The organism is Amycolatopsis sp. NPDC004625, from assembly GCF_040609695.1.
In the GTDB taxonomy this organism is placed as follows: domain Bacteria; phylum Actinomycetota; class Actinomycetes; order Mycobacteriales; family Pseudonocardiaceae; genus Amycolatopsis.
Window position 1 is genome coordinate 42993 of sequence record NZ_JBEXKX010000002.1, and the last position, 15449, is coordinate 58441.

A 15449-nucleotide genomic window follows, 5' to 3' on the forward strand; every position below is an offset into this window, starting at 1 on the left:
CTGCACCGCCCGAGTTCGTTAGGGTCGGATACAAGATCTCAAGCATCTGAAACGACAGCGGCGGCCGTCAGCACCGGGCCGCCGCCGGCGAAAAGGCAGGCAGACGTGACGCAGCACACGCCCGAGGCGCGGACCGGCACCGCAGGGCTCACCCTCACCGACTCGGTGTTCGAGCGGTTGCTCCAGGAGCGCATCGTCGTCCTCGGTTCCGAGGTCAACGACGAGATCGCCAACCGGATCACCGCGCAGCTGTTGCTGCTCGACGCCGACGACGCCGAATCCGACATCCGCTTCTACATCAACTCGCCGGGTGGATCGGTCACCGCCGGGTTCGCCATCTACGACACCATGCAGCTGATCCGCCCGGACGTCGCGACCTACGCGATGGGCATGGCGGCCTCGATGGGGCAGTTCCTGCTCTCCTCGGGTACGCCCGGCAAGCGCTACGCGCTGCCGCACGCGCGCATCCTGATGCACCAGCCGTCGGCCGGTGTCGGCGGCACGGCGTCGGACATCGCGATCCAGGCGGACCTGTTCAACAAGTGGAAGCGCGAGCTGGCGCAGATCACCGCGGACCAGACCGGCCAGACGGTCGAGCAGATCATCAAGGACGGCGACCGCGACCGCTGGTTCACCGCGCAGGAGGCGAAGGACTACGGGTTCGTGGACCACGTCCTCACCGCGGACATCGCCCGGCCGGGCTCTCGCTGAGCCCGAAGCACCAAGGAGACTTTCGATGAGCAACTTCAGGCTCCCGGGTGACTTCCGGGCCCCGAACATCCCCCAGTCGCGGTACATCCTGCCGTCCTACGTCGAGCGCACCAGCTACGGCGTCAAGGAGTCGAACCCGTACAACAAGCTGTACGAAGAGCGGGTCATCTTCCTCGGCGTGCAGGTGGACGACGCGTCGGCCAACGACGTGATGGCCCAGCTGCTGCACCTCGAGCACGAGGACCCGGACCGCGACATCCTGATCTACATCAACTCGCCGGGTGGCTCGTTCACCTCGCTGATGGCGATCTACGACACGATGCAGTTCGTCCGCCCGGACATCCAGACGTACTGCCTCGGCCAGGCCGCCTCGGCCGCCGCGGTGCTGCTGTCGGCCGGCACGCCGGGCAAGCGCTACGCGCTGCCGAACTCGCGCGTGCTGATCCACCAGCCGGCCACCGAGGGCACCTACGGGCAGGTCTCCGACCTGGAGATCCAGGCGAACGAGATCCAGCGGGTGCGGCGCCAGATGGAGGTCATCCTGGCCAAGCACACGAACAAGGACCCGGAACAGATCAAGACCGACATCGAGCGGGACAAGATCCTGACCGCCGAGGAGGCCAAGGCGTACGGCATCATCGACGAGGTGCTGCCGTACCGTAAGGCGTCGGCTCTGTAGATCCGCCAGGCCGGTGTGTGTCGAGAAGACGACACACACCGGCATCCTGGTTTAGGGTCGTCCTCTGACGTGCTGCCGGAGCTCGTGGGTGTTCCCGCCCGCGGCATCGGACGGGTACCGTCAGTGGCAATGCGTGAGGCTCGCACCCGGTCCGGCGTGACCGGCCGGGTCGCACCGTCGCAACACACGTCAGGCGCGGAAACCCGCGCCGGAGGGGACGAGGTCAACGGCCATGGCACGGATCGGTGACGGCGGAGACCTGCTGAAGTGTTCTTTCTGCGGGAAGAGCCAGAAGCAGGTGAAGAAGCTCATTGCCGGCCCCGGGGTCTACATCTGCGATGAGTGCATCGACCTCTGCAATGAGATCATCGAGGAGGAGCTGGCCGAGGCCGGCGACGTCAAGCTCGACGAGCTGCCCAAGCCCGCCGACATCCACGAGTTCCTCGAGCAGTACATCATCGGGCAGGAAGACGCCAAGCGGACCCTCGCGGTAGCGGTCTACAACCACTACAAGCGGATCCAGGCGGACGACAAGGCCGGGCCGAAGGACTCCAAGGAGGAGTCGGTCGAGCTCGCCAAGTCCAACATCCTGATGCTCGGTCCCACCGGGTGCGGCAAGACCTACCTCGCCCAGACGCTCGCGAAGCTGCTGAACGTGCCGTTCGCCATCGCGGACGCCACGGCGCTGACCGAAGCGGGTTACGTCGGCGAGGACGTCGAGAACATCCTGCTCAAGCTCATCCAGGCGGCGGACTACGACGTCAAGCGGGCCGAGACCGGGATCATCTACATCGACGAGGTCGACAAGATCGCCCGCAAGAGCGAGAACCCGTCGATCACCCGGGACGTCTCGGGCGAGGGCGTGCAGCAGGCGCTGCTGAAGATCCTCGAAGGCACCACCGCCTCGGTCCCGCCGCAGGGCGGCCGCAAGCACCCGCACCAGGAGTTCATCCAGATCGACACGACGAACGTGCTGTTCATCGTGGCCGGCGCGTTCGCCGGGCTGGAGAAGATCATCAACGAGCGGGTCGGCAAGCGCGGCCTCGGCTTCGGTGCGGAGATCCGCACGAAGTCCGAGATCGAGGAGAGCGACGTCTTCTCCGACACCATGCCCGAGGACCTGATCAAGTTCGGGCTGATCCCGGAGTTCATCGGCCGTCTCCCGGTCGTGGCGACGGTGAACCACCTGGACAAGGACTCGCTGGTCAACATCCTGACCCAGCCGCGCAACGCCCTGGTGAAGCAGTACAAGAAGCTCTTCGAGATGGACAACGTCGAGCTCGAGTTCACCAAGACCGCGCTCGAGGCCATCGCCGACCAGGCGGTCCTGCGGGGCACCGGGGCCCGTGGCCTGCGGGCCATCATGGAAGAAGTGCTCCAGCCGGTGATGTACGACATCCCGAGCCGCGACGACGTGGCGAAGGTGGTCATCACCGAGCAGACCGTCCGGGAGAACGTGAACCCGACGATCGTCGCCCGGCAGCCGACGCGGCGCGCGCGCAGCGAGCGCGGCGAGAAGTCGGCCTGACGCCGGGCGTCTCCGGGCCGCCCGGCTCGGAGACCCGACAGGAAAGCTGAATGACTGCTGATTCCCTCCCGGGTTCCGGGGCCGCTCCCGGTGGTGGCGTGCAGGCGCCGCCGCCGCCGGCCCCGGTGCCCGTCGAGCCCGCCGCCGGGCCCGTCCTCGGGTTCCGCGAGCTGAGCGAACGCGTGATCGCGTCCGTCTTCGACCGGTACCCGTGGCTGAACCGCGTGCTCATGGGCATGCTGGCGGTGTTCACCGGGACCTGCGTCGTGGCCGTGGTGGCCCGGCTGTCGCCGTTGCCGCTGATCCCGGTGCCGTTGTTCGTCGTCGGGGGGTTCGCGCTGCGGCAGGCCCGCGGCGTCACCGCCCGGCGTCAGCTGGTCAACTGGATCCTGTTGTTCGCCCTCGCGACCCTGGCCGGGTTCTGGCTGATCTCCGTGGTCGGCCGCTGGGTGGAGTGAAAACCCCGACGTACGCAGGGTTTGAGTCCGGTGGCCGTGGGGTAAGCCAGTTTCGTGGTAGGTGCCCTCAGGCCGTTCCGGCATCCCGCACTCTTCTACCGCGGTGACACGGAGTACCTGGACGGTGTCATTCCGTTTCTGCTCGAAGGTCTTGACCGCGGTGAGCCCGCGGCCGTCGCCGTCCCTGGGCGCAGCCTGCTGCTGATCGAGAAGGCCCTGCAAGACCGGGCGAACGAAGTCCGGTTCATCGACATGCAGCGGGCGGGCCGCAATCCCGGCGCGATCCTGCCTTCGGTGCTGCACGCGTTCGCCGCCGCGCACCCGGGCCCGGTGCGGATCGTGGGCGAGCCGATCTGGGCGGGCCGCTCGGACTCGGAGTACCCGGCGTGCGTCGTGCACGAAGCCCTGATCAACACCGCCTTCGCGGGACGTGACCTGGCGGTGCTCTGCCCGTACGACGTCGGGCAGCTGCCGCCGCCGGTGCTGGCCGACGCCGAGCGGACGCACCCGGAGCTGTGGGGCCTGGCCGGGCCGTTCGTCAGCCCGCGGTTCGACCCCGACGGCGTGCGCGCGGACTTCACCCACCCGCTCGAGCCGCCACCGCGCGCGGTCGAGCGCGGGTTCGACCTGGGGCAGCTGGCGTCGCTGCGCGGGTTCGCGGAGATCTGGGCCGCGCGGCACGGCCTGCGCCGGCCTCGCCGCGACGACTTCGCCCTGGCGATCGCCGAGCTGACCACCAACAGCGTGCTCTACGGCGGCGGCACCGGCATCCTGCGGCTGTGGGCGGACCCGGGCCAGGTGATCGGCGAGGTGAGCGACGCCGGCACGATCGCCGAGCCACTGGCCGGCCGCATCCCGCCACCGGCGACCACCCTGGGCGGCCGCGGCCTGCTGCTGGTCAACCGCCTGGCCGACCTGGTCCGCACGTACTGGATCCCGGGCCGCACGACCACCCGCATCCACTTCACCCGCTGACCCGCTCGTGAGTGGTAAGTAGGGTTAGAACCCGACTAAACACTCACGAGGGCTGGGTCAGTCGGCGCGGGGGACGTGCTTGCCGAGGAAGCTGATCAGGCTGGGCACCACCGTGCGGTTGAACGGGTCGCCGTGCTTGCCGTGGGCGGTGTGGGCGACCGCCGGGTGGGCCGCGTCGATGTAGCGGCGGACGCCCGTGATGAACGAGTCCTCCGTGCCGCACCAGATGCCGTTGGCCACGTCCTTGGTCTCGTCGATGTGACGCAGCGGGTCCAGCGCCGTCCAGTCCTGGATGCCGGTGAAGATGTGCCGCTTGGCCATCTCCGGCCACGACGTGATCAGCGCCGGGGCCAGCGTCGCGACGGCGGCCGGCGGCTGGCGCCGCTCGACCCGGCGGCGCGTGTACACCAGCGCGCCGAACCCGCCCATCGACACGCCCGTGCAGGCGAACGGCTGCCCGGACGGCCCGGCGAAGCCGCGGGCCCGCAGCCACTGCGGGACCTCCTCCAGCAGCATCGCCATCGGGTCGTCGCCGGGGTGGACCTCGTGCCAGTAGTTGTCGCCGCCGTCGACGGCCACGAAGCCGAACGCCGGGACTGCCTTGCGGGCGACGTCGCTGGCCAGTTGCTTGAGCGTGCCGGTCGGGACCGCGCTGCGGGCGTTGCCGTGCAGGCCGTGCAGCATCAGCGACATCGGCAGCCCCTTCGGCGGGGTCTTCGACGGCAGGACGAACACGAGGTCGACCATCCGGCCGCGCGCGGCGGAATAGACGCGCTCGACGCGGGTGCTGCCCAGCTGGGTCGTCGGGTTCGACGACGTCACGCCGAGCGTCCGCTGCAGGGCCGGGCTGAACGGCAGCTTGCCGGTCGCCGTGCCGACGGCCAGCCCGGTCACGGCCAGCCCGGACGCGCCCGCGATCAGCACCGAACGGCGGCTCAGCCACCGCCGGGCGCCCTGGACCGCCTCGGCGACCGTCCCGGCCGGCTCCGCGGCCTCGTTTTGCTCGTTCACCCTGTCTCCATCCCCCTGCCCCCGTATTCAGAGACGCCGCGCAGCCGCTCCACGTTCCCTCGCGCCCCTGTTCACCGGGTCAATCGTTACCACCCTGCCCGGCGTTTCCGGTTCTCGCTCGCCAAGCCGCCTTCGCCGCTTCGGCCGAGCCCCGGGCCCGGTCCACAGTGTCCCCGAGACCCACCGCCATGGTGATCCCGAGGGGGAGCAAAATGTGGTCTATGCCCTGTTCGGCGGGGCCGAAGTGGCCGGACGCCTCCAGCGTGACGAAGCCGTGCAGCGCGCTCCACAGCTGGGCGGCGGCCTGGTACTCGTCCGCGGGCCGGAACCGGCCGGCCCGGATCGCCCGCTCGGTCGCCCGGACGATGGGGGCGAACGCCTCCAGCCCCTCCTGCGCGGCCTCTCGGCCTTCCTCGGTGGTCAGGTCGGACAGCGTCGCCCGCTTGCCGCCGGGCGCGGACTGGCCGAACGTCACCGCGAACAGCTGCGGCTGCTCGGCGACCGCCTGCCGGTAGGTGCGGGCCAGACTGAAGATGTCCGCGACCGGGTCGTCGGTCTCGCCGACCTGGGCCAGCCACTCCGACAGCCGCACGAACCCGGCCCGCGCCACCTCGTCGACCAGCGCGGCCATGCCGCCGAAGTGCGTGTACACCGCCATCGTCGAGACGCCGACCTCCGCCGCCAGCTTGCGGGCCTGCAGGGCTTCGGGACCGCTTTCGTCCAGCAGCCGGATGGCGGCCTCGACGAGCCGGGCCTTGACGTCGGTCGCGCGCGGTTTCGGGCTCATGCTTGCCAGTATCCCATAACCCTGTTATACCTGGTTACATAACCGAGTTATGAAACCGTGGAGGGGTCACATGGGCAACAAGTTCCTCGAAGGAAACTTCGCCCCGGTCAGCCGGGAGCACACGATCACCGAGCTCGCCGTCACGGGTGCGATCCCGGACTTCCTCGACGGCCGCTACCTGCGCAACGGCCCCAACCCGCTGTCCGAGGTGGACCCGGCGGCCTACCACTGGTTCATGGGCGACGGCATGGTCCACGGCGTGCGCCTGCGCGACGGGAAGGCCGAGTGGTACCGCAACCGGTGGATCCGCAACCCCGCCGTCGCCGCGGCGCTGAACGGCGAAGACGCGAGCCGGTTCTGCGGGCTGGACGCGCTCGGCGCCAACACCAGCGTCATCGGCCACGCGGGCAAGACGCTCGCCCTGGTCGAGGCGGGTGCGCCGATCTACGAGCTGACCGACGAGCTCGACACCGTCGGCCGCTGCGACTTCGACGGCACGCTGCCCGGCGGCTACACCGCCCACCCCAAGCGCGACCCGCGCACCGGCGAGCTGCACGCCGTCTCGTACTTCTTCGGCATGGGCCACCAGGTCCAGTACTCGGTGATCGGCGCGGACGGCCGCGTCCGCCGCATGGTCGACGTCGGGGTCACCGGGTCGCCGATGATGCACGACTTCTCGCTGACCGAGCGGCACGTCGTCTTCTACGACCTGCCGGTGACGTTCGACGCCGAGCGGGCGGTCGCCGCGAGCGTGCCCGGGGTGCTGCGCACGCCGGCCAAGCTGGTCGTGTCGGCCATGGTCGGCAAGGTGCGCGTGCCGGACCCGGTGACCGCGATGATGGCCCGCAAGATCGGCGCGAACGGCGGCCTGCCCTACCGCTGGAACCCGAAGTACCCGGCCCGGATCGGGGTGATGCCCCGCGAAGGCGGCGCCGCCGACGTCCGCTGGTTCGAGGTCGAGCCGTGCTACGTGTTCCACCCGCTCAACGCCTACGACGACGGCGACAGCATCGTGCTCGACGTCGTCCGCCACCCGAAGATGTTCGACACCGAGCTGCACGGCCCGGACGAAGGCGGCCCGACGCTGGACCGCTGGACCGTCGACCTGACCGCGGGCAAGGTCCTGGAGGAACGGCTCGACGACCGCGGCCAGGAGTTCCCGCGCGTCGACGAGCGCCTGGTCGGCCGCCGCCACCGCTACGGCTACGCGATGTCCGCCGACGGCGGCGCGCAGCCCGGCGGCTCGCTGTACAAGCACGACTTCCGGACCGGCACCCGGGCCGAGCGCGCGTTCGGCGCGGGCCGTCAGCCCGGCGAGTTCGTGTTCGTGCCCTGCCACGACGACGCGGCCGAGGACGACGGCGTCCTGATGGGCTTCGTGTTCGACCCCGCGACGCAGAGCAGCGACCTGACCATCCTGGACGCGGGCACGCTGGAGACGGTGGCGGCGGTCCACCTGCCCGACCGCGTGCCCCACGGCTTCCACGGCAACTGGGTCGCCTCGGCCTAGGTCAGGACGCGGTGGTCGCCGGTGTAGAGGTTCATCGAGTCGCCGCGCAGGAAGCCGATGAGCGTCATGCCGTTCTCCTCGGCCAGCTCCACCGCCAGCGACGACGGCGCGGAGACCGCCGCGAGCAGCCCGATTCCGGCCATCGCGGCCTTCTGCACCAGTTCGAACGAAGCGCGCCCGGACACCAGCAGACCGTGCCCGGGCGCCGGCACCCGGCCTTCGAGGACCGCCCAGCCGAGGACCTTGTCGACCGCGTTGTGCCGGCCGACGTCCTCGCGGACGACGTCGATCCCGCCGTCCGGGGTGAACAGCGCCGCCGCGTGGAGGCCGCCGGTGCTGGCGAAGACCTTCTGCCGGGCGCGCAGCGCGTCCGGCAGGCCCGACAGGGTTTCGCTCTTCACCGCGAAGGCGGCTCCGGCGGGGGAGAAGCGGGTGCGGAGCTTGACCGCGTCGAGGGCGGCCTTGCCGCAGACACCACACGAAGAGGTGGTGTAGAAGTTCCGCTCGACACCGGTGTCCGGCGGCGGCACGCCGTCGGCCAGCGCGATGTCCAGCACGTTGTAGGTGTTGCGGCCCTGGTCGTCGACGCCGTCGCAGTACCGGGCGACGGCGATGTCCTCGCGGCCGCCGATCACGCCTTCGGACAGCAGGAAGCCGTGGGCCAGCTCGACGTCGTGGCCGGGGGTGCGCATGGTGACCGCCAGGGCCCGGCCGCCGACCCGCAGCTCCAGGGGTTCTTCGGCCGCGAGCGCGTCGGGACGGCGCCGGTCCCCGGCCGCGGAGATCCGCCGCACCGGCCTGCGCACGGTCACCCTGCCCATCGGCACACCTTTCCCTGCCCGGAAGTTTGACACTCGTATGGTGCAACACCGGGTATTTGGTAATACATTCCCTCCATCACCCCCAGAGTACGGAGGGAACCGATGGCTCTCGGCTTCCTGGACCGATCCCGGATCGTGGCACCCGCCGGCTGGACGCGCTGGCTGGTGCCGCCGGCGGCCCTGTCGGTGCACCTGTCGATCGGGCAGGCCTACGCGTGGAGCGTCTTCAAGACCCCGCTCGAGAAGACGCTGCACCTCAACGGCACGCAGAGTTCGCTGCCGTTCCAGCTCGGCATCGTCATGCTCGGGCTGTCCGCCGCGTTCGGCGGCACCCTCGTCGAGCGCAACGGCCCGCGCTGGGCGATGTTCGTGTCGATGTGCTGCTTCGCCAGCGGATTCCTCGTTTCCGCGCTCGGCGTGGCGACCGGGCAGTTCTGGCTGGTCGTGGTCGGCTACGGCGGCATCGGCGGGGTCGGGCTCGGGATCGGCTACATCTCGCCGGTCTCGACGCTGATCAAGTGGTTCCCGGACCGGCCGGGCATGGCCACCGGCATCGCGATCATGGGCTTCGGCGGCGGCGCGCTGATCGCCTCGCCGTGGTCGTCGTCGATGCTCGGCACCTCCCCGACGACGGGCACCATCGCGACGGCGTTCCTGATCCACGGCCTCGTCTACGCGGTGTTCATGTCGATGGGCTGGCTGCTGGTGCGGGTTCCGGCCGACGACTGGAAGCCGGCCGGCTGGGAGCCGAAGACCGACCACGGCAAGGCGATGATCAGCACGGCGAACGTCTCGGCCGCCAACGCGATCAGGACGCCCCAGTTCTGGTGCCTGTGGGTGGTCCTGTGCTTCAACGTGACCGCGGGCATCGGGATCCTGGAAAAGGCTTCCCCGATGATCGTCGACTTCTTCAAGACCACCTCGACGCCGGTCGGCACGGCCGCGGCGGCCGGGTTCGTCGCGCTGCTGTCGCTGTGCAACATGCTCGGCCGGTTCGTCTGGTCGTCCACTTCGGACCTGGTGGGGCGCAAGAACATCTACCGCACCTACCTCGGCGTCGGCGCGCTGCTGTACCTGGTGATCGCGCTGACGCAGAACTCGTCGAAGCTCGTGTTCATCCTGTGCGCGATGGTGATCCTGTCGTTCTACGGCGGCGGGTTCGCGACGGTCCCGGCCTACCTCAAGGACCTCTTCGGCACCTACCAGGTGGGCGCGATCCACGGCCGGCTGCTCACGGCGTGGTCGGTGGCCGGCGTGCTCGGGCCGCTGATCGTCAACCGCATCGCCGACAGCGAGAAGGCGGCGGGGAAGTCGGGGCCGGAGCTGTACACGACGTCGTTCTACATCATGATCGGGCTGCTGGTGGTCGGGTTCGTGGCGAACGAACTGGTGCGGCCGGTCAAGGAGAAGTTCCACGAGCCGGTCCGCGAGGGTGTCAGGAGTGAGGCGTGATGAGCGAGCCGACGACGACGAAACCGGGCCGGGTGCCGCTGATCGTGCTGGCCTGGGCGTGGGTGGTGATCCCGTTCGGGTACGGGGTCTACCAGCTGTTCCTGAAGCTGGTGCAGCTGTTCGGGTGAGCCGCGGAGTCCTGGTCACCGGCGCGTCCCGCGGCATCGGGCGTGCCGTGGCCACGGCGTTCGCGGCGCGCGGCGACCGGGTGGCCGTCCACTATGGACAGCGCGTCGCCGACGCCGAGGCGACGCTGCGGGCGCTGCCCGGCGAGGGGCACCTGCTGATCCCCGGCGACCTCGCCGATCCCGAAGCCGCGCGGCGTATCGCCGACGCGGCCGAGGCCGGGCTCGGCGGGGTCGACGTGCTGGTCAACAACGCCGCGGTCGCCACGTCGCCGGAAACCGCGCACCCGGTCCCCGCGGTGTCCTATGCGGACTGGCAGCGGATCTGGCGGCGCACCGTCGACGTCAACCTCGTGGGGGCGGCCAACCTCAGCTACTGCGTCGCCCGGCACCTGATCGGGCGGGGCACGCCCGGCCGGATCGTCAACATCGGGTCGCGCGGGGCCTTCAAGGGCGAGCCGGACCACCCCGCGTACGGAGCGAGCAAGGCCGCGTTGCACGCGTTCGGCCAGTCGCTCGCCGTCTCGCTGGCGCCCCACGGGATCTCCGTCACGTCGGTGGCGCCCGGCTTCACCGCCACCGAGCGCGTGGCGGACCGGATCGACGACGCCCTGCGCGGGCAGAGCCCGTTCGGCCGGGTCGGCACGCCCGAGGAGGTCGCCGCGGCGGTGGTGTACCTGGCGTCCGCCGAGGCGACCTGGGCCTCCGGCGCGATCCTCGACCTCAACGGGGCCTCGCACCTGCGCATGTGACACCCGTCACGCGTGCAGCGGATCGCCGCCCTCGGGCGTCGAGGGGGCGTGCATGTCTTGGGGAAGATCGCCGTCGCCGGGCTGGCCCTGGTCGTCTTCGGCGGTACGGCTTACGGCTACGCCAACTTTCACGCCCTCGACGAGGTGACGCGGGACAGCGTCATCGACGCCGACGGGGGGACGCCGCCGGGTGAGCAGCCGGCCGACGGCTCGCTCGACATCCTGCTCGTCGGCCGGGACTCCCGTGCCGACCAGCAGGGCAAGCCGCTTCCGCCCGACGTGCTGCGGGAGCTGCGGGTCGGGGCCAACGGCGATGACCTCACCGACACCCTGATCGTGCTGCGCATCCCGAACGGCACCAAGGAGGTCAAGGCCTTCTCCATCCCGCGGGACAGCTACGTGTCGATGCCGGGCGGCGGCAAGGACAAGATCAACGCCGCCTTCGGGCGCGGGAAGGCCGCGGAGGCGCGGCGGCTGCGCAACGCGGGCGAGACCGACAAGGCCAAGATCGAGCAGGGCGCCCTGACGGCCGGGCGGCGAGCCACGCGGCAGGCCGTCGAAGACCTCACCGGAATCAGGATCGACCACTTCGCCGAGGTCAACCTGCTCAGCTTCTACGAGATCAGCAAGGCCGTCGGCGGGGTCGACGTCTGCCTCAAGGAAGCCACCAAGGACAAGAACTCGGGCGCGGACTTCCCGGCCGGGCGGCAACGCATCGCCGGTGCCGACGCGCTCGCCTTCGTCCGGCAGCGGGACGGCCTCCCGGGCACCGACCTCGCGCGCGTCCGGCGGCAGCAGGTGTTCCTCGCCGGGCTGGCGCGGCAGGTGCTGTCGGCGGGCACGCTGGCCGACCCGGGGAAGCTCTCGGACCTCATCGACGCGGTGAAGCGCTCGGTGGTGCTGGACGCCTCGTGGAACCTCCTCGACTTCGTCGCCCAGATGCGCGGGGTCAGCGGCGGCGGGATCCAGTTCGGGACGATCCCGGTCGGGAACGTCGACTACCGCTACAGCAAGACCGACCCCCGCTTGACGGCGGTGCAGGTCGACCCGGCCGCGGTGAAGGCCTTCGCGGCGAGCCTGATCGGGACCCCGCCGCCGGCGCCGTCCCGCCCGCCGGGCGCGCCGGTCACCGTCGACGTCACCAACGCGAGCCCGAAGGAGGGACTCGCGGCCCGCGTGGCGGGTGTCCTGAAGGACAAGGGGTTCACCCCGGGCCCGACCGGCAACACCGCGAGCCGGCGGACGTCGGTGGTGCGGTTCGGCCCCGACCTCGCCGAGCGCGGCGCCGAAGTGGCGAAACTGCTCGGCGGGCTGGCGACGCAGGAGTCGGCGGCGGTCCCGGCCGGGCACGTCGAGGTCGTCCTCGGGACGGTCTACTCCGGCCCCGGCGCGACCGGGGGCGGCGGCGCGCCCGGCGGGGACGAAACGATCACTTCGGACGGGGTCGTCTGCGTTTTCTGATCGACACCGGGCAACCGGATTTCGACGGATTCTCTGAAATGTTCCCGGAATTCCCCCGCCCCGCCGGCCGCCGGACCACGGCGGACCACTCCGGCGACTGGTCTTGACGCTGCCGCACTGGTGAGGCAGGGTGCGGTGACCGTCGGCGGGCAGGACCACGTGACGGCCCGAAAAGTTCACCCGATCGGTGAGCTGGTCGGAAAGTCAATTTCAGGGAATACGGAAAGTCCGGGATTTATGCGCAGCAGCGTCGCCCGCGGCCGATGGATCTTGCCGGTCCTCGCCGTGCTTTGTGCCGGATGCCAGTCGGCGTCCGCTTCGGTCCACTACCCCGGCGTGATCGACGCCTGCCGGCTGCCCGGCGCGAACTTTCAGGCGCAGCTCGCGCCCGGGACCGTCGAGATCCCGGCCACCGCGCTGAAGACCGCCGAAACCAAGGTCATCCCGGAGGACCAGCCCGGCGACGGCACCGACGTCACCGGCTGCAAGCGCGTGTTCGCCCGCGACCTCGGCGGCGGGAAGGCCAACCCGCAGGACTACCGGGTCGTGACGATCGCGGTGGTGCGGTTCACCGACGCCGGCCCCGACCAGAGCGCCACGAAGGCGAGCCAGCTGATGACCGACGCGCTCGGCGACCACTCCGGCGTCCGGCTCGTCACCGGGGTCGGGGACGAGGCCGGGGTCGCCGAGCAGTGGGCCGCCGTGCGCACCGGGAACGTCGTGCTGGGCGTGGCCATCGCCGACGGCGGCACCGAGGCCGCGCTGATCACGCCCGCGACGCTGGACAACGTCCAGGCCGCGATGACGGACATGACCGGCACCCTGCAGCGGAACTTTCAGGGCTGAGCTTCGAGCCGCACCACGATCGCCTTCGACACCGGGGTGTTCGACTTGTCCGCCACCGAGTCCAGCGGCACCAGCGCGTTCGCCTCGGGGAAGTACGCCGCCGCGCAGCCGCGGGCGGTCGGGTACGCCACGATCCGGAACGCCGGTGCGCGCCGGTCGCCGTCGCGCCACTCGGAGACCAGGTCGACCACGGTGCCGTCGGCGAGACCGAGCTCGGCCAGGTCGTCCGGGTGCACCAGCACGACCCGGCGGGCGTTCTCGATGCCGCGGTAGCGGTCCGACAGGCCGTAGATCGTGGTGTTGTACTGGTCGTGGCTGCGCAGGGTCTGCAGCAGCAGCCGGCCTTCGGGCGCCTGCGGGTACTCCAGGTCCGAGACGGTGAAGTTGCCCTTGCCGTTGGCGGTGCCGGTGAACTCGCGGGAGTCGCGCGGGGCGTGCGGCAGCACGAAGCCGTCCGGCTCGCGGACGCGGCGGTTGTAGTCCTGGCAGCCTGGCACGACCCGCGAGATCCGGTCGCGGACCAGGTCGTAGTCGGTCTCGAAGGTCCGCCACGGCACGGCGTGACCGGCCCCGAACAGCTTCTCGGCCAGCCGGCAGAGGATCGCGACCTCGGACAGCAGGTGCTCGCTGGCAGGCTTCAGGCGGCCGCGCGAGGTGTGCACCTGCGACATCGAGTCCTCGACGGTGACGAACTGCTCGCCGCCCGCCTGGACGTCCCGCTCGGTCCGCCCGAGCGTCGGCAGGATCAGGGCCGTGGTGCCGTGCACGACGTGCGACCGGTTCAGCTTCGTCGACACGTGCACGGTCAGCGAGCACGAGCTCAGCGCCTTCTCGGTCAGTTCCGAGTCCGGCGTGGCCGACGCGAAGTTGCCGCCGACGGCGAAGAACACCTTGCCGCGGCCGTCGCGCATGGCCCGGATCGCGTCCACGGTGTCGAAGCCGTGCTCGCGCGGGACGTCGATGCCGAACTCGGCGGCCAGTGCGTCCAGGAAGGACTGCGGCATCTTCTCCCAGATGCCCATGGTCCGGTCGCCCTGGACGTTCGAGTGCCCGCGCACCGGGCACAGGCCGGCGCCCGGCTTGCCGATCATGCCGCGCACCAGGGCCAGGTTCGCGATTTCGGAGATCGTCGGCACCGCGTGCTTGTGCTGGGTGAGCCCCATCGCCCAGCAGTAGATCGTGCGCTCGGACGTCGCGATCATCCGCGCGACCCGCTCGATCTGCTCGCGCGGCAGGCCGGTCGCGCGCTCGACCGCGGCCCAGTCGACTTCGGACAGGTGCTTGGCGTAGTCGTCGAAGCCGTCGGTGACCCGGTCGACGAACTCGCGGTCGACGATCGTGCCCGGCGCTTCGGCGTCCCAGGTCAGCAGCAGGTGCCCGACGGCCTGGAACAGCGCCAGGTCACCGCCGAGGCGGATCTGGGCGAACTCGTCGGCCAGCGGCGTCCCCTGCCCGACGACCCCGCGGACGTTCTGCGGGTTCTTGAACCGCATCAGCCCGGCCTCGGGCAGCGGGTTGACGGCGATGATCTTCGCGCCGTTGCCCTTGGCCTCCTCGAGCGCCGAGAGCATCCGCGGGTGGTTGGTGCCCGGGTTCTGCCCGACGACGACGATGAGATCGGCCTTGTGGATGTCGGCCAGGCTCACCGAGCCCTTGCCGACGCCGGTGGTGGCCGACAGCGCCGCGCCCGACGACTCGTGACACATGTTGCTGCAGTCGGGAAGGTTGTTGGTCCCGAAGGAACGCACGAGCAGCTGGTAGAGGAACGCGGCCTCGTTGCTGGTGCGGCCGGAGGTGTAGAAGACGGCCTCGTTCGGGTCGGTCAGCGCCTTCAGTTCGCCCGCGACCAGCTCGAACGCGTCGTCCCAGGAGATCGGCTCGTAGTGCGTGGCGCCCGCGCGCAGCACGAACGGCTCGGTGACCCGGCCCTGCTGGCCCAGCCAGTAGTCGGTCTTGGTCTTCAGCTCGTCGATGGGGTGCTTCGCGAAGAACTCGCGGTCCACCCGCCGTTTCGTGGCCTCCTCGGCCACGGCCTTGGCGCCGTTCTCGCAGAACTCGGCCAGCTTGCGCTTCTCGCCGTCGACCTCGCGGGGCTCCGGCCAGGCGCAGCCCGGGCAGTCGAAGCCCTCACGCTGGTTCAGCAGCCGCAGCGCCTTGATCGTCCGGCCGGTGCCCATCTGTTCGACGCTGCGCGCGAGCGACACGGCAACACCGGGTATCCCGGCCGCCCACCCCTTCGGCTTGCCCACCTCGAGGCGGGTTTCGTCCACGTCCTGCGCCGGCGCTTCACGGGTCATGCCTTCATCGTGCGCCTCGATGATCGAGCACCGCCA

At 70.5% G+C, this 15449-nt stretch carries 15 protein-coding genes; 11 read left to right on the plus strand and 4 right to left on the minus strand.

Annotation, left to right across the window (positions count from 1 at the left end):
• Positions 1–105 precede the first annotated feature (105 nt).
• From ABZW17_RS02005 to ABZW17_RS02025, 5 genes are all read left to right on the plus strand, one after another.
• On the plus strand, positions 106–711 hold the full coding sequence (locus tag ABZW17_RS02005; protein ID WP_013228512.1) for an ATP-dependent Clp protease proteolytic subunit: 606 nt from the start codon (positions 106–108) through the stop codon (positions 709–711).
• 25 nt (positions 712–736) lie between these two features.
• Entirely contained in the window at positions 737–1390 is a 654-nt protein-coding gene (locus ABZW17_RS02010) for an ATP-dependent Clp protease proteolytic subunit (RefSeq protein ID WP_354808696.1), read from the plus strand.
• A gap of 232 nt (positions 1391–1622) precedes the next feature.
• The gene (clpX, locus tag ABZW17_RS02015) at positions 1623–2918 is read left to right on the plus strand and encodes an ATP-dependent Clp protease ATP-binding subunit ClpX (RefSeq protein WP_004562779.1); all 1296 of its coding nucleotides are present in this window, start codon (positions 1623–1625) and stop codon (positions 2916–2918) included.
• Between the two features lie 50 nt (positions 2919–2968).
• Positions 2969–3376, plus strand: coding sequence for a hypothetical protein (locus ABZW17_RS02020; protein WP_354808698.1), 408 nt, complete (start codon positions 2969–2971; stop codon positions 3374–3376).
• A gap of 54 nt (positions 3377–3430) precedes the next feature.
• A complete protein-coding gene (locus ABZW17_RS02025) occupies positions 3431–4351 on the plus strand; it encodes a sensor histidine kinase (RefSeq protein ID WP_354808700.1) in 921 nt (306 codons plus the stop codon).
• Between the two features lie 57 nt (positions 4352–4408).
• Here ABZW17_RS02025 and ABZW17_RS02030 read toward each other — a convergent pair whose 3' ends face one another.
• Both ABZW17_RS02030 and ABZW17_RS02035 read right to left on the minus strand, forming a co-directional pair.
• Positions 4409–5362 carry an alpha/beta hydrolase-fold protein gene (locus tag ABZW17_RS02030; RefSeq protein ID WP_354808702.1) on the minus strand — a complete coding sequence of 318 codons (954 nt, stop codon included), beginning with the start codon at positions 5360–5362 and terminating at the stop codon, positions 4409–4411.
• 79 nt (positions 5363–5441) lie between these two features.
• Entirely contained in the window at positions 5442–6149 is a 708-nt protein-coding gene (locus ABZW17_RS02035) for a TetR/AcrR family transcriptional regulator (RefSeq protein WP_354808704.1), read from the minus strand.
• Positions 6150–6219: 70 nt separating this feature from the next.
• On the opposite strand from ABZW17_RS02035, the gene ABZW17_RS02040 reads away from it, so the two are divergent.
• On the plus strand, positions 6220–7659 hold the full coding sequence (locus ABZW17_RS02040; RefSeq protein WP_354808706.1) for a carotenoid oxygenase family protein: 1440 nt from the start codon (positions 6220–6222) through the stop codon (positions 7657–7659).
• On the opposite strand, the gene fdhD is transcribed toward ABZW17_RS02040, so the two are convergent.
• Complete coding sequence (fdhD, locus tag ABZW17_RS02045; RefSeq protein WP_354808708.1) at positions 7656–8480, minus strand: formate dehydrogenase accessory sulfurtransferase FdhD; 825 nt, start codon at positions 8478–8480, stop codon at positions 7656–7658. The two genes, ABZW17_RS02040 and fdhD, sit on opposite strands and share 4 nt — an antisense overlap.
• A 102-nt stretch (positions 8481–8582) precedes the next feature.
• Between fdhD and ABZW17_RS02050 the strand changes: the two genes are divergently transcribed.
• The 5 genes from ABZW17_RS02050 to ABZW17_RS02070 all read left to right on the plus strand — a co-directional run bounded on the left by ABZW17_RS02050 (position 8583) and on the right by ABZW17_RS02070 (position 13116).
• The gene (locus ABZW17_RS02050; protein ID WP_354808709.1) at positions 8583–9932 is read left to right on the plus strand and encodes an OFA family MFS transporter; all 1350 of its coding nucleotides are present in this window, start codon (positions 8583–8585) and stop codon (positions 9930–9932) included.
• Complete coding sequence (locus tag ABZW17_RS02055; RefSeq protein WP_354808711.1) at positions 9932–10060, plus strand: hypothetical protein; 129 nt, start codon at positions 9932–9934, stop codon at positions 10058–10060. The genes ABZW17_RS02050 and ABZW17_RS02055 overlap by 1 nt, the downstream gene beginning before the upstream one ends.
• Positions 10057–10809 carry an SDR family oxidoreductase gene (locus ABZW17_RS02060; protein WP_354808713.1) on the plus strand — a complete coding sequence of 251 codons (753 nt, stop codon included), beginning with the start codon at positions 10057–10059 and terminating at the stop codon, positions 10807–10809. The genes ABZW17_RS02055 and ABZW17_RS02060 overlap by 4 nt, the downstream gene beginning before the upstream one ends.
• A gap of 48 nt (positions 10810–10857) precedes the next feature.
• On the plus strand, positions 10858–12270 hold the full coding sequence (locus ABZW17_RS02065) for an LCP family protein (RefSeq protein WP_354808715.1): 1413 nt from the start codon (positions 10858–10860) through the stop codon (positions 12268–12270).
• A 336-nt stretch (positions 12271–12606) separates the two neighbouring features.
• Positions 12607–13116, plus strand: coding sequence for a hypothetical protein (locus tag ABZW17_RS02070; RefSeq protein WP_354808717.1), 510 nt, complete (start codon positions 12607–12609; stop codon positions 13114–13116).
• Here the strand turns inward: ABZW17_RS02070 and ABZW17_RS02075 are convergent.
• Entirely contained in the window at positions 13107–15413 is a 2307-nt protein-coding gene (locus tag ABZW17_RS02075; RefSeq protein WP_354808719.1) for an FdhF/YdeP family oxidoreductase, read from the minus strand. The genes ABZW17_RS02070 and ABZW17_RS02075 overlap by 10 nt on opposite strands.
• Positions 15414–15449: the final 36 nt, after the last annotated feature.